This is a genomic window from Streptomyces sp. Ru73 (assembly GCF_002920575.1).
Classification (GTDB): domain Bacteria; phylum Actinomycetota; class Actinomycetes; order Streptomycetales; family Streptomycetaceae; genus Streptomyces.
The window spans coordinates 28,852-47,194 of sequence record NZ_PQSQ01000011.1 but is presented as its reverse complement, the minus strand read 5'-3'; the positions used below and the strand labels follow the sequence as shown (position 1 = coordinate 47,194).

19 protein-coding genes and 3 tRNA genes are annotated in these 18,343 nt (G+C 72.7%); 4 read left to right on the top strand and 18 right to left on the bottom strand.

Annotated elements, in window-relative coordinates:
* Positions 1–5 precede the first annotated feature (5 nt).
* From C3486_RS07555 to C3486_RS07535, 5 genes are all read right to left on the bottom strand, one after another.
* The gene (locus tag C3486_RS07555; protein WP_103831814.1) at positions 6–440 is read right to left on the bottom strand and encodes a MaoC family dehydratase; all 435 of its coding nucleotides are present in this window, start codon (positions 438–440) and stop codon (positions 6–8) included.
* Between the two features lie 5 nt (positions 441–445).
* Complete coding sequence (locus C3486_RS07550) at positions 446–901, bottom strand: MaoC family dehydratase N-terminal domain-containing protein (protein WP_103831813.1); 456 nt, start codon at positions 899–901, stop codon at positions 446–448.
* Positions 902–1,001: 100 nt separating this feature from the next.
* On the bottom strand, positions 1,002–1,166 hold the full coding sequence (rpmG, locus tag C3486_RS07545; protein ID WP_003956487.1) for a 50S ribosomal protein L33: 165 nt from the start codon (positions 1,164–1,166) through the stop codon (positions 1,002–1,004).
* Positions 1,167–1,254: 88 nt separating this feature from the next.
* Positions 1,255–1,327 (bottom strand) — tRNA-Met (locus tag C3486_RS07540).
* 46 nt (positions 1,328–1,373) lie between these two features.
* A tRNA-Thr gene (locus tag C3486_RS07535) sits at positions 1,374–1,446 on the bottom strand.
* Between the two features lie 172 nt (positions 1,447–1,618).
* Between C3486_RS07535 and C3486_RS07530 the strand changes: the two genes are divergently transcribed.
* Both C3486_RS07530 and C3486_RS07525 read left to right on the top strand, forming a co-directional pair.
* A complete protein-coding gene (locus tag C3486_RS07530) occupies positions 1,619–2,878 on the top strand; it encodes an amidohydrolase family protein (RefSeq protein WP_103831812.1) in 1,260 nt (419 codons plus the stop codon).
* 182 nt (positions 2,879–3,060) lie between these two features.
* A complete protein-coding gene (locus C3486_RS07525; RefSeq protein WP_103831811.1) occupies positions 3,061–3,723 on the top strand; it encodes an NAD(P)H-binding protein in 663 nt (220 codons plus the stop codon).
* 93 nt (positions 3,724–3,816) lie between these two features.
* Here C3486_RS07525 and C3486_RS07520 read toward each other — a convergent pair.
* A tRNA-Tyr gene (locus tag C3486_RS07520) sits at positions 3,817–3,898 on the bottom strand.
* 200 nt (positions 3,899–4,098) lie between these two features.
* Between C3486_RS07520 and C3486_RS07515 the strand changes: the two genes are divergently transcribed.
* Complete coding sequence (locus tag C3486_RS07515) at positions 4,099–4,587, top strand: YajQ family cyclic di-GMP-binding protein (RefSeq protein WP_103831810.1); 489 nt, start codon at positions 4,099–4,101, stop codon at positions 4,585–4,587.
* 132 nt (positions 4,588–4,719) lie between these two features.
* Here the strand turns inward: C3486_RS07515 and C3486_RS07510 are convergent, their stop codons facing one another.
* The 12 genes from C3486_RS07510 to C3486_RS07455 form a co-directional block, all read right to left on the bottom strand.
* Complete coding sequence (locus tag C3486_RS07510) at positions 4,720–5,112, bottom strand: YccF domain-containing protein (protein WP_103831809.1); 393 nt, start codon at positions 5,110–5,112, stop codon at positions 4,720–4,722.
* The gene (gene htpX, locus C3486_RS07505) at positions 5,109–5,972 is read right to left on the bottom strand and encodes a zinc metalloprotease HtpX (RefSeq protein ID WP_103831808.1); all 864 of its coding nucleotides are present in this window, start codon (positions 5,970–5,972) and stop codon (positions 5,109–5,111) included. Before htpX ends, C3486_RS07510 begins: the two co-directional genes overlap by 4 nt.
* Positions 5,973–6,131: 159 nt before the next feature.
* Entirely contained in the window at positions 6,132–7,718 is a 1,587-nt protein-coding gene (locus tag C3486_RS07500) for an NADH-quinone oxidoreductase subunit N (RefSeq protein WP_103831876.1), read from the bottom strand.
* Positions 7,719–7,720: 2 nt separating this feature from the next.
* The gene (locus tag C3486_RS07495) at positions 7,721–9,400 is read right to left on the bottom strand and encodes a NuoM family protein (protein ID WP_103831807.1); all 1,680 of its coding nucleotides are present in this window, start codon (positions 9,398–9,400) and stop codon (positions 7,721–7,723) included.
* 88 nt (positions 9,401–9,488) lie between these two features.
* Positions 9,489–11,522, bottom strand: coding sequence for an NADH-quinone oxidoreductase subunit L (locus C3486_RS07490; RefSeq protein ID WP_103831806.1), 2,034 nt, complete (start codon positions 11,520–11,522; stop codon positions 9,489–9,491).
* On the bottom strand, positions 11,519–11,893 hold the full coding sequence (gene nuoK, locus C3486_RS07485) for an NADH-quinone oxidoreductase subunit NuoK (RefSeq protein ID WP_103831805.1): 375 nt from the start codon (positions 11,891–11,893) through the stop codon (positions 11,519–11,521). The genes C3486_RS07490 and nuoK overlap by 4 nt, the downstream gene beginning before the upstream one ends.
* Positions 11,893–12,516, bottom strand: coding sequence for an NADH-quinone oxidoreductase subunit J (locus C3486_RS07480; protein ID WP_103831804.1), 624 nt, complete (start codon positions 12,514–12,516; stop codon positions 11,893–11,895). The genes nuoK and C3486_RS07480 overlap by 1 nt, the downstream gene beginning before the upstream one ends.
* Positions 12,513–13,049: an NADH-quinone oxidoreductase subunit I gene (locus C3486_RS07475; RefSeq protein WP_103831875.1), complete on the bottom strand. Its 537-nt coding sequence runs from the start codon at positions 13,047–13,049 to the stop codon at positions 12,513–12,515. Before C3486_RS07475 ends, C3486_RS07480 begins: the two co-directional genes overlap by 4 nt.
* A gap of 107 nt (positions 13,050–13,156) precedes the next feature.
* The gene (locus C3486_RS07470) at positions 13,157–14,122 is read right to left on the bottom strand and encodes a complex I subunit 1 family protein (RefSeq protein WP_103831803.1); all 966 of its coding nucleotides are present in this window, start codon (positions 14,120–14,122) and stop codon (positions 13,157–13,159) included.
* Positions 14,119–15,558: an NADH-quinone oxidoreductase subunit C gene (locus C3486_RS07465; RefSeq protein ID WP_103831802.1), complete on the bottom strand. Its 1,440-nt coding sequence runs from the start codon at positions 15,556–15,558 to the stop codon at positions 14,119–14,121. Before C3486_RS07465 ends, C3486_RS07470 begins: the two co-directional genes overlap by 4 nt.
* Positions 15,555–16,331, bottom strand: a complete 777-nt coding sequence (locus C3486_RS07460; RefSeq protein WP_103831801.1) for an NADH-quinone oxidoreductase subunit B — start codon at positions 16,329–16,331, stop codon at positions 15,555–15,557. Before C3486_RS07460 ends, C3486_RS07465 begins: the two co-directional genes overlap by 4 nt.
* A complete protein-coding gene (locus C3486_RS07455) occupies positions 16,322–16,723 on the bottom strand; it encodes an NADH-quinone oxidoreductase subunit A (protein WP_103831800.1) in 402 nt (133 codons plus the stop codon). The genes C3486_RS07460 and C3486_RS07455 overlap by 10 nt, the downstream gene beginning before the upstream one ends.
* 241 nt (positions 16,724–16,964) lie before the next feature.
* Here C3486_RS07455 and C3486_RS07450 point away from each other — a divergent pair, with 241 nt between their 5' ends.
* Positions 16,965–18,158 (top strand): sensor histidine kinase, encoded by a 1,194-nt coding sequence (locus C3486_RS07450; RefSeq protein WP_103831799.1) that lies wholly within the window; start codon positions 16,965–16,967, stop codon positions 18,156–18,158.
* The last annotated feature ends 185 nt before the right edge of the window (positions 18,159–18,343 follow it).

Below are 18,343 nucleotides of genomic sequence, written 5' to 3'. Positions count from 1 at the left end.
GTGCCTCAGGCGAGCCGCACGACCGCGCGCGACATGCCGAGCACCTTCTGCCCGGCGCTGGTGGCCGTCAGGTCCACCCGCACGGTCCGCGCCTCGTCGTCGAGCTTCGCCGCGACCTTGCCCGAGACCTCGATCACCGCGCCCTCGTCGTCGTTGGGCACGACCACCGGCTTGGTGAAGCGCACACCGTACTCGGCCACCGCGGCCGGGTCGCCCGCCCAGTCCGTCACCACACGCGCCGCCTCGGCCATGGTGAACATGCCGTGCGCGATGACGTCCGGGAGGCCCACCTCCTTGGCGAACTTCTCGTTCCAGTGGATCGGGTTGAAGTCGCCGGAGGCGCCCGCGTACTGCACGAGTGTGGCGCGTGTCACGGGGAAGGACTGCGCCGGCAGCTCCGTGCCGACCTCGACGTCGTCGTAAGAGATCTTCGCCGTCATCGCCTTCAGCCCTCCTCGTCGGCCGCGCGGGCCACCAGCTTGGTGACGGCCGTCACCACGTGCTCGCCGGCCTCGTCGTACACCTCGCCGCGGACGTCGAGGATGTCGTTGCCCGCGAGGGACTTGATCGACTCGATGGTGGAGGTGACGGTCAGCCGGTCACCCGCGCGCACCGGACGGGTGTACGAGAACTTCTGGTCGCCGTGCACCACCCGGCTGTAGTCCAGACCCAGCTGCGGGTCCTCGATCACCTGGCCCGCCGCCTTGAATGTGATGGCGAACACAAAAGTCGGCGGAGCGATCACATCGGAGTGACCGAGCGCCTTGGCGGCCTCGGTGTCCGTGTAGACCGGGTTCGCGTCGCCGATCGCCTCGGCGAATTCCCGGATCTTCTCGCGGCCCACTTCATACGGCGCGGTGGGCGGATACGTCCGTCCGACAAAGGACTGGTCGAGCGCCATGGCTCGCAACCTCCTGGGGTGTCACGCAGGCTCCAACGCTACGAGGCCGCCCCCGGTGTGGGGGCGGCCTCGTAGTTACTGCTTCAGGGCAGTGCCTTTGTTATCGCGTCTCGCGGTGCGCGGTGTGCGAGTTGCAACGCGGGCAGTGCTTCTTCATCTCAAGACGGTCCGGGTTGTTGCGCCGGTTCTTCTTGGTGATGTAGTTCCGCTCCTTGCACTCCACGCAGGCCAGCGTGATCTTCGGGCGGACGTCGGTGGCAGCCACGTGAGTGCTCCTTGACGAACAAGATGGACGGATTAACGCATAAAGAGTAGCCGATCGGAGGACCGACCCCACAATCGGCTACTGTGTGTAGCGGTGACCGGACTTGAACCGGTGACACAGCGATTATGAGCCGCTTGCTCTACCGACTGAGCTACACCGCTGTGATGCGCGTGGGACTCACCCGAAGGTGAGTACCTCACACACCAGAGCCCCAATACGGAATCGAACCGTAGACCTTCTCCTTACCATGGAGACGCTCTGCCGACTGAGCTATTGGGGCGAGCGATGAAGACATTACACGGCCGACAGCCAAACGTGAAATCCGTATCGGCTCGGCGCCACAACTGCCTCGTGGACCACACCGGTACGACTATTCCGCGCCTGCTCGAAGGCGCCCTTACCGCGGCCTAGGCTCGGAGCACGCTGCGTGATCTTGCACCCCTAGGAGCGCGATGGCCGACAGCAGTCAGACGCCTGAGCCGGGGAAGCCGCACGGGGCCGGCCGTGCCGAGCGGGCCGAGGCGGGCACCCTGACGCTCTGCGGCGCCCGGCTGGCCGACGGCCGGACGGTGGACGTACGGCTCGGCGGCGCACGCATCGAGGCGGTCGGCACGGCGGGCCGGCTGGACGCCCGGGGCCCCCGCATCGACCTGTCCGGCTACCTGCTGCTGGCGGCCCCCGCCGAGCCGCACGCGCACTGCGACACGGCGCTGACCGCCGACTGCGGCGGCCCCGCCCCCGACACCCCGGACGACGTCCAGCGCCGCACCACCGAGGCGGCGCTGCTGCACCTCGGGCACGGCTCGACGGCCCTGCGGACGCACGTACGGATCGGTGACGTCTCCGGACTGCGCGGCCTGGAGGCGGTCCTGCACGCCCGTAGGACGCTGCACGGGCTCGTCGACCTCACCGCGGTGGCCGTGCCCCGGCTGCTGACCGGCGCCGCGGGCGCCGACGGGCTGGCGATGCTGCGGGACGCGGTGAAGATGGGCGCCGCCGTCGTCGGCGGCTGTCCCGACCTGGACCCCGATCCCGCGGGGTACGCGGAAACGGTCCTGGAGCTGGCCGCCGAGTACGGCTGCGCCGTCGACCTGCACACCGACGGCGACGACCCGGTGCGGCTGGGCCGGCTGGCCGCGATGGCCGGCGGGCTGCGGCCCGGCGTGGCGATCGGGCCGTGCGCGGGCCTGGGCCGGATGCCGTGGCGGGTGGCGGCGCGCGCGGCCGAGCAGCTGGCCGCCGCCGGGGTCACGGTCGTATGCCTGCCACAGGGCGACTGTGCGGGCCTGGAGCGGGCCTCCTCGCAGGTGACGGGCCCGGCGCCGGTGCGGCTGCTGCGGGCGGCCGGAGTGCGGGTCACGGCCGGCAGCGGCGCGCTCCGGGACGCGGCCAATCCGGTCGGCCGCGGCGACCCGCTGGAGGCCGCGTACCTGCTGGCCGCGCGCGGCGAGGCGACTCCGGAGGACGCGTACGAGACGGTGAGCGCGGCGGCGCGGGAGACGCTGGGCCTCCCGGAGGTGCGCGTGGAGGCCGGTTTCCCGGCCGAGCTGCTGGCCGTGCGCGGCGACGGCATCGCGTCCGCGCTGTCCCTGGCGTACAGCCGGATCGTGGTCCACCGGGGGCGGGTGGTGGCGCGTACGAGCGCGGTCCGGGAGTACTGCGACTCCGAGGCCACGGTCGCACTGGAACTGCCCCGGCAGTCGCAGCGCTGAGCACCCCTCGGGCGGCGCCTGGCGGGCCTTCTGACGGCCTTTCGGGCGGCGCCCGGCCGCGGGGACTTCCGGCCGTGTGCCGGGCCCGCGCTGTGCGCCGGATGGCGTGGAACGCGCGCGCCCGGCGGCGTGTGCGGGGCTTTGCCGCCCGGCCCGTGGCGCGCGGGCGTACGGTCGGGATCATGCGCATTGTCATCGCAGGAGGACATGGTCAGATCGCGCTGCGGCTGGAGCGGCTGCTCCACGCGCGCGGGGACGAGGTCGCGGGCATCGTCCGGCGGCCCGAGCAGGCCGGGGATCTCCTGGCCGCCGGGGCCGAACCGGTCGTGTGCGACCTGGAGTCGGCGTCGGCCGAGGAGGTCGCGCGGCATCTGGAGGGCGCGGACGCCGCGGTCTTCGCCGCGGGCGCGGGGCCGGGCAGCGGCGCCGAACGCAAGGAGACGGTGGACCGGGGCGCCGCCGCGCTCTTCGCGGACGCGGCGGAGGCCGCCGGCGTACGGCGGTTCGTGGTGGTCTCGTCGATGGGCGCCGACCGTGAGCCGCCGGCGGGCACGGACCCGGTGTTCGCCGCCTATCTGCGGGCGAAGGGCGCGGCGGACGCGGACGTACGGTCCCGGAAGGGCCTGGACTGGACGATCCTGCGCCCGGGACGGCTGACGAACGACCCCGGCACCGGGCGGGTGGCGCTGGCGGAGTCGACGGGCCGCAGCGACGTCACCCGGGACGACGTGGCGGCCGTCCTGGCGGCCCTGCTGGACGAGCCGGGCACGATCGGCCGCACCCTGGAGCTGATCGGCGGCGACACCCCGGTCGACGAGGCCGTACGGAACGCGGCGAGCGCCTGAGCACCGGAGCCTCCGGCGGCCGTTCGCCGGGGCCGCACCGGGCGGCGCACACGCGAAAGGCCCCCACTCTCGTGGGGGCCTTTGCCATTCCTGTGGCGGCGCCAGGATTCGAACCTGGGAAGGCTGAGCCGGCAGATTTACAGTCTGCTCCCTTTGGCCGCTCGGGCACACCGCCTGGGAATGCTGCCGGGAGTCCCGCCTGGGCGGTGCTCCGTGGCAACGACGTAAACCATACCTGATGGCGGGGGGTGGTCCGCCACTCGGTTCCGCGCGCCCCGACCATGGCCGGGGCCGCTGCCCGGGTGGCTAGGCTTGCGGGGCGGTCCGGGACGGGCCGCGTCCCTGACGGATCTACGTACGAGGAGCCAATCCACGATGGCCGACTCCAGTTTCGACATCGTCTCGAAGGTCGAGCGGCAGGAGGTCGACAACGCCCTCAACCAGGCCGCCAAGGAGATCTCGCAGCGGTACGACTTCAAGGGCGTCGACGCTTCGATCGCCTGGTCGGGCGAGAAGATCGAGATGCGCGCCAACGCCGAGGAGCGGGTGAAGGCTGTCCTCGACATCTTCCAGTCCAAGCTGGTCAAGCGCGGGATCTCGCTGAAGGCGCTGGACGCGGGCGAGCCGCAGTCCTCCGGCAAGGAGTACAAGATCTTCGCCTCGCTCCAGGAGGGCATCTCCCAGGAGAACGCGAAGAAGGTCGCCAAGATCATCCGCGACGAGGGCCCCAAGGGCGTCAAGGCTCAGGTCCAGGGTGACGAGCTGCGCGTCTCCTCCAAGAGCCGCGACGACCTCCAGTCCGTCCAGCAGCTGCTCAAGGGCAAGGACCTGGACTTCGCGATCCAGTTCGTGAACTACCGGTAGGCACCGTGCCCAGGGGGCAACGGACACGCCGGACGGGGCGGCACCGCGCACTGCGGGCCGCCCCGTCGGCGTGTGCGGGTGTGCGGACCTGTCCGGGCCCGGCGCGGGCCCGTGGGGGCGTCCGGGGCCGCCTCAGCGGGCCGCGAAGGGCCGGTCCGTGGGGACGATCTCGCGGCCGAGGGGCAGCAGGGAGACCGGGATCAGCTTGAAGTTGGCGATGCCGAACGGGATGCCGATGATCGTGACGCACAGGGCGATGCCGGTGACGACGTGCCCGAGCGCCAGCCACCAGCCCGCGAGCACCAGCCAGATGCCGTTGCCCAGGCAGGAGGCGGCGCCCGCGTCGCGCCGGTCGACCGTGGTGCGGCCGAACGGCCAGAGGGCGTACACGCCGATCCTGAAGGAAGCTATGCCCCAGGGAATCGTGATGATCAGGATGCACATGATCACGCCGGCCAGGGCGTAGCCGAGGAACAGCCAGAAGCCGGACAGGACGAGCCAGATGATGTTCAGGATGGTTTTCACGGTCGGTACCCTGCCAGTTCCTCCAGGCGGCTGATGCGCTCGCGCATCGGGGGGTGGGTCGAGAAGAGCCTGGACAGGCCCTCGCCGGCCCGGAACGGGTTCGCGATCATCATGTGGCTCGCCGTCTCCAGCCGGGGCTCCGGCGGCAGCGGGAGCTGCTGGGTGCCGTACTCCAGCTTCCGCAGGGCCGAGGCCAGGGCGAGCGGGTCGCCGGTCAGCCGGGCGCCGGAGGCGTCCGCCTCGTACTCACGGGAGCGGCTGACGGCGAGCTGGATGAGGGACGCGGCGACCGGCCCGAGGATCATGATCAGCAGCATGCCGAACAGTCCGGGGCCCTCGTCGTCGTCCGACCTGCCGAACGGGATCAGCCAGGCGAAGTTCACCAGGAACATCACCACGGAGGCGAGCGCGCCCGCGACGGAGGAGATCAGGATGTCGCGGTTGTAGACGTGGCTGAGCTCGTGCCCGATGACGCCGCGCAGCTCGCGCTCGTCCAGCAGCTGCAGGATGCCCTCGGTGCAGCAGACCGCGGCGTTGCGCGGGTTGCGCCCGGTGGCGAAGGCGTTGGGGGCCTGGGTGGGCGAGATGTACAGCCGGGGCATGGGCTGGCGGGCGGCGGTCGAGAGCTCGCGGACCATGCGGTAGAGCTGGGGCGCCTGGAACTCGCTGACGGGGCGGGCCCGCATGGCGCGCAGGGCGAGCTTGTCGCTGTTCCAGTACGCGTACGCGTTCGTGCCCAGCGCCACGAGGACCGCGACGATCAGGCCCGTACGGCCGAACGCGCTGCCGATGACGATGATGAGCGCGGACAGTCCCCCGAGGAGAACTGCGGTCCTGAGCCCGTTGTGCCGGCGGTGCACGGTACGCCCTCCAGGTGGTACGGCAGGGGAACCCTTGCGATGACGTGTCCACTTTTCAGTGGACCCTCCGTTTCTGGTCAACGCCAGACGGCGGAGCGTGGTTCCCTGCCCCCTGGAGGGGGCGCGTTCGTCCGTTCGAGTGGGGTCTCTGGAAGACCGCTAGAGCAGCGCCCCCGAGGCGAAGCGCAGCACGAGCTGCGGCGCTCCGGAGAGCGCGATGCCCACGAGTGCGGTGAGGCCGACCGTGGTGGCGAGCGCGGCGGGGACGCGCGGCCGTGCGGCGGGCGCCGCCTCGCCGCTCTCGGGGGCGGCCTCCGGTGCGCGGAAGAGGACCGCGGTCCACTGCAGGTAGTAGTAGAGCGCGATCACGACGTTGACGGCCATCACGACGGCCAGCCAGGCCAGGCCCGCGTCCACGGCCGCGGAGAAGACCGTGACCTTGGCGAACAGCCCGATGATGCCGGGCGGCAGGCCCGCCAGGCACAGCAGGAAGAAGCCGAGCGCGAGGGCGTACACGGGGTGCGCCGCGTACAGCCCCCGGTAGTCGGCGATGCGGTTCTGCCGGTGCGTGCGGGCCACGAGGGCGGCCACCGCGAAGGCGCCGAGGTTCACCGCCGCGTACATGAGCGCGTACGCCACCGTGGAGCCGATGGCGTGTGCGGCGTCGTCGGCGTACGCGGCGGACGCGATCGGCACCAGGAGGTAGCCGGCCTGGCCCACGGAGGACCAGGCGAGCAGGCGTACAGCACTGTGGGCGCGGTCGGGGCGCTGGCGCAGCGCGGCGACGTTGCCGACCGTCATGGTGAGCGCGGCCAGCACGGCCAGGAAGGGGCCCCAGACGTCGCCGTACGAGGGGAACGCCTCGACGGTGACGACGATCAGCCCGGAGAAGCCGACGGCCTTGCCGACCACGGAGAGGTAGGCGGCCACCGGGAGGGGCGCGCCCACGTAGGTGTCGGGCACCCAGAAGTGGAAGGGCGCGGCGGCCGTCTTGAAGGCGAAGCCCACGAGGGTGAGCGCGACGCCGGTCTTGGCCAGCACGTCGAGCCGCGGGTCCGGGTGGGTGAGGGCCTCGGCTACCTGGACCAGGTGCAGGCTGCCGGTGGCGGCGTACACGAAGCTGACGCCGAGCAGCATGACGGCCGTCGCGGTGACCGAGGAGAGGAAGAACTTCAGCGCCGCCTCGGAGGAGAGCCGGTCGCCGCGCTTGATGCCCACGAGCGCGAACGCCGGGAGCGAGGCCACTTCGAGGGCGATCACCAGCGTGGCGAGGTCCCGGGACGCGGGGAGCAGGGCCGCGCCGGCGGCGGAGGACAGCAGCAGGAACCAGAACTCCCCGCCGGGCAGCTTCTGGTCCTTGACCGGGTTCACCGACAGCAGCGCGGTGAGCAGCGCGCCGCCCAGGACGAGCAGCTGGATGACGACCGCGAAGTGGTCGGCCGCGTAGCTGCACACCTCCGGGTGCCCGGTGAGGCAGAAGGTGGTGCGGTCGCCCTTGAGGATCGGCAGCAGCGACAGCCCGGCGAGGACCAGGCCCGCGATGCCGATCCAGCCGAGGACCGGCTTGCGGCGCTCGGGCACGAAGAGGTCGGCGACGAGCACGATCAGCGCGAAGAGGGCGGTCAGGGTCGGCGGGGCGATGGCGACCCAGTCGACGGACTGGACGAGGCTCCCGACGCCGCCCGCGGCCTGCGTGGCGGTCCCGTCGGCTGCGGCGCTCCCGGCGCTCGCGGCGAGGGCAGTCATCATCAGCTACCGCCTCCGAGGAGGTTCTGCACGGCCGGGTCGGTGAGGCCCAGCAGGGCCGCGGGCCAGAGACCGGCGAGGACGGTGAGGGCGGCCAGCGGGGTCCAGGCCACGTACTCGTAAGGGGCGATGTCGGGGACGGCGGGGGCTCGCTCCTTCACCGCGGTGGGGGCCGTGGCGACGGTGGTCGCGGCGGCCGGGCCCGGGGTGACCCCGGCGGTCGCGCCCTCGCCGGCGGTGGCGGCCAGCGCGTCCTGCTCGGCGGTCTCCTTGCTGCCCATGCAGACGCGGCGGACGACGATCAGGAGGTACGCGGCGGTCAGCAGGGTGCCGAGGCCGGCCAGGGCCATGAAGGTGAGGAAGGCGGGGCGGCTGAGGCCGTCGGCGGGCTCGAACGCGCCGAACATCGCGAGCATCTCGCCCCAGAAGCCGGCCAGGCCCGGCAGGCCGAGCGAGGCGATGGCGCCGAAGGCGAGCAGGCCGCCGAAGCGGGGCGCGCGGCCGTAGAGCGCGGCGCCGGTGCGGCCCGCCATCGCGTCCAGGTCGGTGGTCCCGTACCGGTCCTTGAGCGCGCCGACCAGGAAGAACAGCAGGCCGGTGATGAGGCCGTGTGCGATGTTGGCGAAGAGCGCGCCGTTGATGCCGGTGGGCGTCATGGAGGCGATGCCGAGCAGGACGAAGCCCATGTGGCCGACCGAGCTGTACGCGATCAGGCGCTTGAGGTCGCCCTTCGCGCCGCGGCGGGCCAGCGCCAGGCAGGCGAGCGAGCCGTAGACGATGCCCACGGCGGCGAAGGCGGCGAGGTACGGCGCGAAGGTGTGCATGCCGTCCGGCGCGATCGGCAGCGCGATGCGCACGAAACCGTACGTGCCCATCTTCAGCAGCACGCCGGCCAGCAGGACCGAGCCGACGGTGGGCGCCGCGGTGTGCGCGTCGGGCAGCCAGCTGTGCAGCGGCCACATCGGTGCCTTGACCGCCAGTCCGATGCCGATCGCGAGCACCGCCAGCAGCTGGACGGTGTGGCTGAGCTGGGACGCAGGGCCGTTGTCAGTGGCGAGTGCCACCATGTCGAACGTGCCGGACTTCAGGCCGATGAGGAGGAGGCCCAGCAGCATCACGACGGAGCCGAGCAGCGTGTAGAGGATGAACTTCCAGGCCGCGTACTGCCTGTTCGCGCCGCCCCAGCGGTTGATCAGGAAGTACATCGGGATGAGGACCATCTCGAAGGCGAGGAAGAAGAGCATCAGGTCCAGCACGGCGAAGGTCGCCAGGGTGCCGGACTCCAGCACGAGGATCAGCGCGACGAATGCCTTGGGGGACGGGCCCGCCGGCATTTTGAAGTACGAGTACAGCGCGCAGAGGAAGGTCAGCAGCGCGGTCAGGACCAGGAGGGGGAGCGAGATGCCGTCGACGCCGAGGTGGATACGGATGCCCAGCGCCGGGATCCAGCTGATATCGGTCTGAGCCTGCATCTCAGCGGGCTTGGCGTGGTCGAAGCCGGCCGCGAGCGCGACGGCCGCGGCGAGGACGACGCCGGTGACGGTCACGCCGTGCCGCAGCACGGCCTGGTCGGGGCTCTTGCCCTTCAGGCCGGGCGGGGCGGGGAACAGCGCCGCGAGCGCCCCGATCAGCGGGAGTACGACGACGCCCGCGAGGAGGATCTGCATGGCGTGGTGGCTCATGGTCAGGCCCTCCTCAGGGTTTCGGCTCCGGTGAGCCGGGACGGTGGCTGGGGGTACGGGGGGCGTCCCCCGGGAGATTGCAGCACGATCAGGCTCCCGTGCCCGTAGCGACGAGGACGGCGGCGACGGCCAGCACGAGTGAGCCCGCGAGCAGCGCGCCGAGGTAGGTCTGCACGTTGCCGGTCTGCGTCCGGCGGACGGCCCAGCCCAGCCAGCGGGCTCCGGTGCCGGCGCCGTGCACGTACGTGTCGACGACCTCGCGGTCGAGGAAGCGGACGAGCCGGGCGGCGGCGCGTACGGGCCGGACGAAGAGCGCGGTGTATGCGGCGTCCAGGTGAAAGCCGCAGGTCGCGGGGGCGTGCAGCGGGCCGAGCAGGAGCCGGCCCGGGTCGGCAGGGTCGGGCGCTCCGGCGTTGTCGCCGTAGGCGGCGGCGTGCGTGGCGATGGCCTCCTCCTCCGAGACCGCGGGCGCCGCGTCCGGGTCCACCGCCACCGCGCCGATCGGGCGGCGGGCCGCGACGGCCGCGGTGTGCCGCCACGCGCCGTACATGATCAGCGCGCCGGCCAGCGCGAGGCCGGTGCCGAGGACGGAGGTGACCAGGGTCGGCGTCAGTTCGTTGCCGTCGAACCAGTCCGGGAGGAGGGGCGCGGCGATGCCGAACGCTGCGGTGGGGAGGAAGAGCACCCACAGCACGGCGTTCATCACCAGCGGCTGCTTGCCATGGTCGGGGGCCTCCTGGGGCCCGCGGCCGAAGAAGGCGAGCAGCCAGAGGCGGGTCGCGTAGGCGGCCGTGAGGAGGGCGGTGACCAGGCCGGCGACGAGGACGGTCCAGCCGGCCGCGCTCGGCACGGCGCCGAGGTGGCCGTGGAACCCGTCGAGCGCGAGGTGCGCCTCGCCGGTGGCGGCGTGCTCGGCGGCGCCGAGGACGGCCTCCTTGGAGAAGAAGCCGGCGAACGGCGGAATCGCGGCGAGCGCGAGCAGCGCCACGGTCACCGTCCAGAACGCGTCGGGGATGCGCTTGGAGAGGCCGCGCATCCGCGACATGGCGGCGAGCGAGTTGGTGCCGGCCGCGTGGATGATCACGCCGGCGCCGAGGAAGAGCAGGGCCTTGAAGGCGCCGTGCGAGAGGAGGTGGAAGACGGCCGCGCCGCGGTCGCCGACGGCCAGCGCGCCGGTCATGTAGCCGAGCTGGCCGACGGTCGAGTACGCCAGGACGCGCTTGATGTCGTCCTGGGCGAGGGCCGCGAGCGCCGAGCCGATCATGGTCACTGCGGCCATCACGGCGAGTACGACCAGCGCGGCGGCGGAGGCCGCGAAGACCGGGAGGAGCCGGGCGATGAAGTAGACACCGGCCGCGACCATCGTGGCGGCGTGGATGAGCGCGGAGACCGGCGTGGGGCCGGCCATCGCGTCGGGCAGCCACGTGTGCAGCGGGAACTGCGCGGACTTGCCCGCCACACCGGCGAGCAGCAGCAGCGCGATCACCGTCGGGTGGTGCAGGTGACCGGCCGCGACGGCGTTCAGGATGCCGGTGATGCGGAAGGTGCCGGCGTCCGCGGCGAGCGCGAAGAGCCCGAAGAGGAAGGGCACGTCGCCGAGCTTGGTGACCAGGAAGGCCTTGAGGGAGGCGGACCGGGCGGCCTCGGTCTCCCAGTAGTGGCCGACCAGGAAGTACGAGCAGATGCCCATGATCTCCCAGCCGACCAGCAGCACCATCAGGTCGCCGGAGTAGACGACGAGCAGCATCGCGGAGGTGAAGAGGGAGACCAGCGCGGCGTACGAGGCGTAGCGCGGGTCGTCGCGCAGGTAGCCGGTGGAGTACAGCTGCACGCAGGTGGCGACGGCGCCGACGAGCACCGCGACCAGGGCGGCGAAGCCGTCGATGTGCAGGGCCAGCTCGATGGGGACCGAGCCGGTCGGGGTCAGCTGCGTCGCGGCGTCGACGGGCGCTCCCCCGCCCTGCCGGGCGGCCACGACGACGGCCAGGACGGCCGCTGCGAGGGTCGGCAGGACGGCCAGCGGCCGTACGAAGCCGGGCGCGCGCCGGCCGAGGAGCAGGCCGAAGGCGGCGCCGAGGAACGGCAGGAGGGGGACGAGGACGGCGGTGGTCGTGGTCGTCACGCGGCGGCCTCCGCCTGCTGGTCGGACGGGTGGTGCGCGGGCTCGTCCGCCCCGTCGGCAGCGGGGCGCTCGGCGAGGTCGGTGAGCCGGTCGACGTCGGAGCTGCCGCGGTTGCGGTAGACGAGCAGGACGATCGCGAGGCCGATGCCGATCTCGGCGGCGGCGACGGCGATCGTGAAGAGGGTGAGCGCCTGGCCGGCGTGGAGTGCGTCGCGCAGCCAGACGTCGAAGGCGACGAGGTTGAGGTTGACGGCGTTGAGCATCAGCTCGACGGACATCAGGACCAGGATCGCGTTGCGCCGGGCGAGGACGCCGTAGAGGCCGACGCAGAAGAGGAGGACGGCGAGGACGGCGGGGTAGACGAGATGCATCAGCGCTGTCCCTCTCGGCGTGCGGAGTCGGGGACGGTGCCGGCGGCGGTGCCCGCTGCGGTGCGGCCGGCCGGCGTGTTCGCGTCGTCCCCGTTCTTGCGGGACAGCACGATCGCGCCGACGAGGGCGGCCAGCAGCAGGACGGACAGCGCCTCGAAGGGCAGCACCCAGTGCTGGAAGAGGCTGCGCCCGGAGACCGCTGTGGAGCCCTGGGCCGCGCCGTCGAGGTCGATCCAGGACGCCCGGAAGGCGTCGACGACGACCCAGACGAGGGCCGCGGCGGAGGCCACGGCCACCAGGAGCGCGGCCCAGCGGTTGCCCGAGTCGGCGTCCGGCGAGCGGCCGATGGGCGCCTTGGTCAGCATCAGCCCGAAGAGCAGGAGGACGACCACGGAACCGACGTAGATGAGCACCTGCACCCAGGCGATGAACTCCGCGGTGAGCAGGAGGTACTCCACGGCGATCCCGCCGAGGGCGACCACCAGCCACAGCGCGGCGTGCACCAGCTGCTTGGTGGTGACGGTGACCACGGCGGCGCCCAGGGTGACCAGGCCGACGAGGAGGAACGCGATCTCCACGCCGCTGGGCGTCAGGAAGCCGTGGCTTGCGGCGGCGAGCGTCACGCTTCCTCCCCCTCGGCCGGGCCGGGCCCGGCGTCCTGCGCGGCGGCCTCCGCGGCCTCCTTGGCCTGCTGGGCGGCCAGCTTGTCGGCGGCCTTCTGCGCGGCGGCGATCTCCTTGGGCTGCTCGGCGCCCGGGTCGAGCGCGGGCGGTTCGGGCACCGTCCACATCCACTCGCGCAGCTTGTCGCGCTCGTGGGTCAGGTCGTGGATGTCCGTCTCGGCGTACTCGAACTCCGGCGACCAGAAGAGCGCGTCGAACGGGCACACCTCGATGCAGATACCGCAGTACATGCACAGCGAGAAGTCGATGGCGAAGCGGTCCAGCACGTTACGGCTGCGCTCGCGGCCTCCGGGGGCTGCCGGGGGCACCGTCTCCTTGTGGGAGTCGATGTAGATGCACCAGTCGGGGCACTCGCGGGCGCACAGCATGCAGACCGTGCAGTTCTCCTCGAACAGCCCGATGACGCCGCGGGTGCGGGGCGCCAGCTCGGGCTGGACGTCCGGGTACTGCTCGGTGACCGTGCGCTTCGTCATCGTGCGCAGGGTCACGGCCAGGCCCTTGGCGAGGCCGGAACCGGGGAACGAGCGGGGCCGCCCGGAGGGCGTCGTTGAGGGGCGGTGGTCGGGCGACGGGCGGGACATTACGAGATCACCACCTTGACGACGCCGGTGAGGGCGATCTGGGCGAGAGCGAGCGGGATGAGGCAGGTCCAGGCGAGCTTCTGCAACTGGTCCTCGCGCAGCCGCGGGTAGCTGACCCGCAGCCAGATGACGCCGAAGGCCAGGACGACGGTCTTCAGCAGCATCCAGAGCCAGCCGAGCCCGTCGGCCCCGAAGGGGCCGTGCCAGCCGCCCAGGAAGAGCACCGCGGTCAGCGCGCAGAGCACGACGATGCCGGCGTACTCCGCGAGCAGGAAGAGCGCGAAGCGCAGCCCGGTGTACTCGGTGTACGCGCCGAAGATGATCTCCGAGTCGGCCACCGGCATGTCGAACGGCGGCCGCTGCAGCTCCGCGAGGCCGGCCGTGAAGAACACCAGCCCGCCGACGATCTGCCACGGCACCCACCACCAGTGGAAGGCGTCGAGGATGCCGGGCAGCGAGAGGGTGCCGGCGGCCATCGTGACGGACGCGGCGGCGAGCAGCATCGGCAGCTCGTACGCCAGCAGCTGCGCGGCCGTACGGAGACCGCCGAGCAGCGAGAACTTGTTGGCCGACGCCCAGCCCGCCATCAGGGAGCCGAGGACGCCGACGCCCATCACGGCGAGCACGAAGAAGACGCCCGCGTCGAGCGCCTGGCCGACCGCGTTGCCGGGGCCGACCGGGATGGCGATCAGGACGAGCAGGTACGGCAGCAGGGCGACGGCCGGCGCGAGCTGGAAGATCTTCCGGTCGGCGCCCGCCGGGACGATGTCCTCCTTCTGCGCGAACTTCACGCCGTCGGCGACCAGCTGCGCCCACCCGTGGAAGCCGCCCGCGTACATGGGGCCGAGGCGGCCCTGCATGTGCGCCATCACCTTGTGCTCGGTCTGCCCGATGACCAGCGGGAAGACCAGGAAGATCACGAAGACGGCGAGCACCCGGAGGACGATCGCGAGCGTGTCACTCATGCGGTGCCGTCTCCTGTCTCGTCGTCGGTGCGGGTGGCGCCTTCGGCGCCTTTGCTGTCGGTGGTGCCGGTGGTGCCTTCAGGGGCGGCGCCTTCAGGGGCGGCGGCCGGCTTGCCGGCTTCGGGCTCCCGTTCGGCGGCCTGGGCCTCCGGCTTGGCCGCTTCCGACTCCGGCTCGGCGGCCTGGGCCTCCGGCTCGGCGGCTTCCGCCTCCGGCTCGGCGGCGTCCGCTTCGAACGCGGGACGGGCATGGTGCCACGGCGCGTCCGAGGAGCGCGGAGCGGTCCGCGGGGCGGACGCCGGCGTACCGGCATTCGTCGTCCCCGGTGTACCGGCCGGGTCGGCGGCCGCCTCCTTGGCGGCGTCGGCGGCCTTCGGGGCCTCGGTGTCCTTCGGCGGTTCGACGCCCTTGGACTCGGGCTTCTCGGCCGCGGCCGCGGCCTGCTGGCTCGCCGAACCGGCGCTCGCGCTGCGCATCCGGCGGGCCGGCCGCTCCCCGGCCGCACCTGCCGCTGCCTCCCGGCCCGCGCCGGCGGCCCGGCCGGCACGTCCCGCGGCACCGGCACCGGCCGCGCGTGCGCCCCGTGCACCGCGCGCCGGACGGGCCGGAGCGGGCGGCAGCTGGCCCTTGAGCGGGCCCCACTCGTTCGGGTCGGGCACACCGGGCGGCAGCATCTGGCGGCGCTTGGGGCCGCCGTGCTCGGACTCGCCCGGCTCCTTGGCGCCCGGCCACGCCTTGGCGACCCGTGCGGCCAGCACGAAGTCCTTGCGCAGCGGGTGGCCTTCGAAGCCCTCGGGCAGCAGCAGCGGCTCGAGGCCCGGGTGGCCCGTGAAGTCCACGCCGAACATCTCGTGCGTCTCGCGCTCGTGCCAGCCCGCGCCCGCGTACACGCCGATGGCCGTGGGAAGCGCGGCCTTCTCGTGCGGCACGGTCGTCCGTACGAGGAGCCGCCGGACGCCCCCGGCGCGTGACACGTCGGCGACGTGGGCGCAGATCCGGAAGCCGGTGCCGGGCTCGTCGACGGCGCTCAGCCAGTCGAAGTACGTGCAGCCCAGGGTGTCCCGGGCGGCGGTCAGCGCGTCGGTCCAGGCGGTCGCCGGTACGTCGACGGTGAGCAGGCCGTACGCCTCCTCGGCCGTCGCCCCGGCACCGAAGATCCGCTCGGCCGGCTCCGGCAGCCAGCCCACGGGTGCCGCGACCGGTGCCTCTTCGGGCGCCGCGCCCGTCGTCTCCTCGGAGGCCGCGCTCGCCGTCCCTTCGGACGCCGCGCCCGCAGCCTTCCCGGGGGCAGCTTTGGCGGCTTCCTCGGGGGCTGCGCCCTTCGCCTCACCGGACGCCGCGCCCGTCGCCTTCTCGGGCGCCGCGTCCTTCGGCTCCTCGGGGGCCGCGCCCGTCGGCTCCTCCGGTGTGCCCGGTGCTGGCGGCTGGGCCGTCATCGGGTGTCCTCCCCGGTCTGCTCGGACGGCGGCTTCTCGGCGGACGGCTGCTCCGCGGACGGGTGCCCGTTCTGCTGCCCGTTCGGCCGCTGTTCGTCCGGCCGGCCGGACGCGGCGGACGGCGGGGCCGGCGGGGCGACCAGGCCGCTGCGCAGCGCGTCGGGGGACGGACGGCCGGCGGCCTTGCCGGACTTGCCGGCCCGGCCTGCCTTGCCCGCCTTGCCCGGCTGTCCGTACCGCTCGCCCAGCGACTCCTGGGCGATCTTCTCCTGGAGCTTGAGGATGCCCTGCAGCAGCGCCTCGGGGCGCGGCGGGCAGCCCGGTACGTACACGTCCACCGGGATGATCTGGTCGACGCCCTTCGTGACCGAGTACGAGTCCCAGTACGGGCCGCCGCAGTTGGAGCAGGCCCCGAAGGAGATCACGTACTTCGGCTCGGGCATCTGCTCGTACAGCCGCTTCACCGCGGGCGCCATCTTGTCCGTGACCGTGCCGGACACGACCATCAGGTCGGCCTGGCGCGGGCCGGGCGCGAAGGGGATCACACCGAGCCGGATGAAGTCGTGGCGCGCCATGGACGCGGCGATGAACTCGATCGCGCAGCAGGCGAGCCCGAAGTTGAAGACCCAGAGGCTGTAGCGGCGGCCCCAGTTCAGGACCACCTTCATCGGTTCGGGGGCCAAGCGGGCCAGCGGGCCGAGGCGGCGCGGCTCGGGCAGGAGCTCGGGGCCCGGCGAGGCTCCGTTGGCCGCGGAGGCGGGGGTCACGTCCATTCCAGGACGCCCTTCTTCCATGCGTAGAGCAGGCCGACGGCGAGGAAGCCGAGGAAGATGAACATCTCCACCAGCGTGACACCGCCGAACCCGGGTGCGGCGTAGACCGTCGCCCAGGGGAACAGGAAGATCGAGTCGACGGCGAAGATGACGTACAGGAAGGCGTACACGTAGTAGCGGACCTGGGTGTGCGCCCAGCCCTCTCCCACGGGGTCGACTCCGCATTCGTACGTGAGCAGTTTCTCGGGTGTGGGCACCACTGGACGCATCAGCCGGCCCGCTCCGAAGGCGACGGCCACGAAGAGCACACCGATCACGGCGATGAGCCCGACGGCCGAATAGCCCTGGAAGTAGTCCGCGGCGCTGATGGTGCGTACGGTCGTGTCCGGCACGTCCGCCCCTCGCTCCCTGACTGCTCGTGCGCAGCGGGCCGCCCCGGCGCGCCCATAGGCGCCGTGCCACCCTTCTGCAACGCTTTCGACGAAGATTTTCGACGATCTGTACGGACGGGAGTCTAGGCCCTGCGTGGCTCGGACCGAGCAGTCCCATCGGCGGAGAGGTGGGGATATCCCCACTTCGCCCCACCTATCCACCCCATGGCACCGGGCCGCGCCGCCCGGCAAGCTGACCCGTATGACGGTGACCTCCGCCCCGGGCACGCGTGCCCACGACGGCCATGACGACGGTTTCGCCCCGGTTCTGCCCCCGCCCCGCGCGCCGCTGAGCGCCGTCACCTGGCGCGAGGTCCTGCACCTGCTGTGCAACCTCCCGCTGGCCGTGGTGTCCTTCGCGCTGCTGGTCTCCTGCCTCGCGACGGGCCTGGGCCTGTCGGTCACGGTCATCGGCCTGCCGCTGCTCGCGCTGGTCCTGCTGGGCTGCCGGCAGTACGGGAAGCTGGAGCGGGCCAGGGCCCGTGCGCTCCTCGGGATACGGGTCGACGAGCCGAGCCCGTCGCTCGCCCGGGAGCCGGGCTTCTTCCCGTGGCTGTGGGCGCGTCTGAAGGACCCGGTCGGCTGGCGGCACGCGCTCTTCGTCTTCGTACGGCTGCCCTGGGGCATCCTCACCTTCACGCTCGCCTTCGTGTCGCTGTTCGTCGCGTGGCCCGTACTGCCGTGGCTGGCACGCTGGCTGACGAATGTGGACCGGGCGCTGGTACGCGGGCTGCTGTCGCCCTCGGACGAGCTGGAGCGGCGGATCGCGGAGCTGGAGTCGGGGCGGGGCGTGGTCGTGGACACGGCGGCGGCCGACCTGCGGCGCATCGAGCGCGACCTGCACGACGGTGCGCAGGCCCGGCTGGTGGCGCTGGCGATGGGGCTGGGCCTGGCCAAGGAGAAGCTGCTGGAGGACCCGGACGCGGCGGCGCGGATGGTGGACGAGGCGCACGGCGAGGTGAAGCTGGCCCTTCAGGAGTTGCGCGACCTGGCCCGCGGCATCCACCCGGCGATCCTCACCGACCGCGGCCTGGGCCCGGCCCTCTCGGCGCTGGCCGCGCGGTGCACGGTGCCGGTCACCGTGACGGTGGACATCGGGGCGCGGCCCGCGCCCGCCATCGAGGGCATCGCGTACTTCACCGTCTCCGAACTGCTGCAGAACGTCTCCAAGCACGCACGGGCCACCGGCGCCTCGGTGGAGGTGTGGCGGGCCGAGGACCGGCTGCTGCTCCAGGTGCGCGACGACGGGCGGGGCGGCGCGCGCCCGGACCGGGGCAGCGGGCTGGCCGGCCTGGCCGAGCGCCTCGGCTCGGTCGACGGGCTGTTCGTCGTCGACTCACCGGCGGGCGGCCCGACGACGGTCACGGCCGAGCTGCCGTGGCGCAGTGCTCCGTAGCGGGTGCAGCGCACCGTAGCGAGCGCGGCGCACCGTACGTGGCGGGCGCGGCGCCTGCCCCGGAGGGGGCGGCCTCGGCCCGCCCGAAGAAGCCGTGTCCGCAGGCTCCGAGGGGAGGCGGCACCCCGCAGGTAGGGAAAACCCGAGGCCGAAGACGCCGACCGGCTCCATGTGCCGCGCGGCCC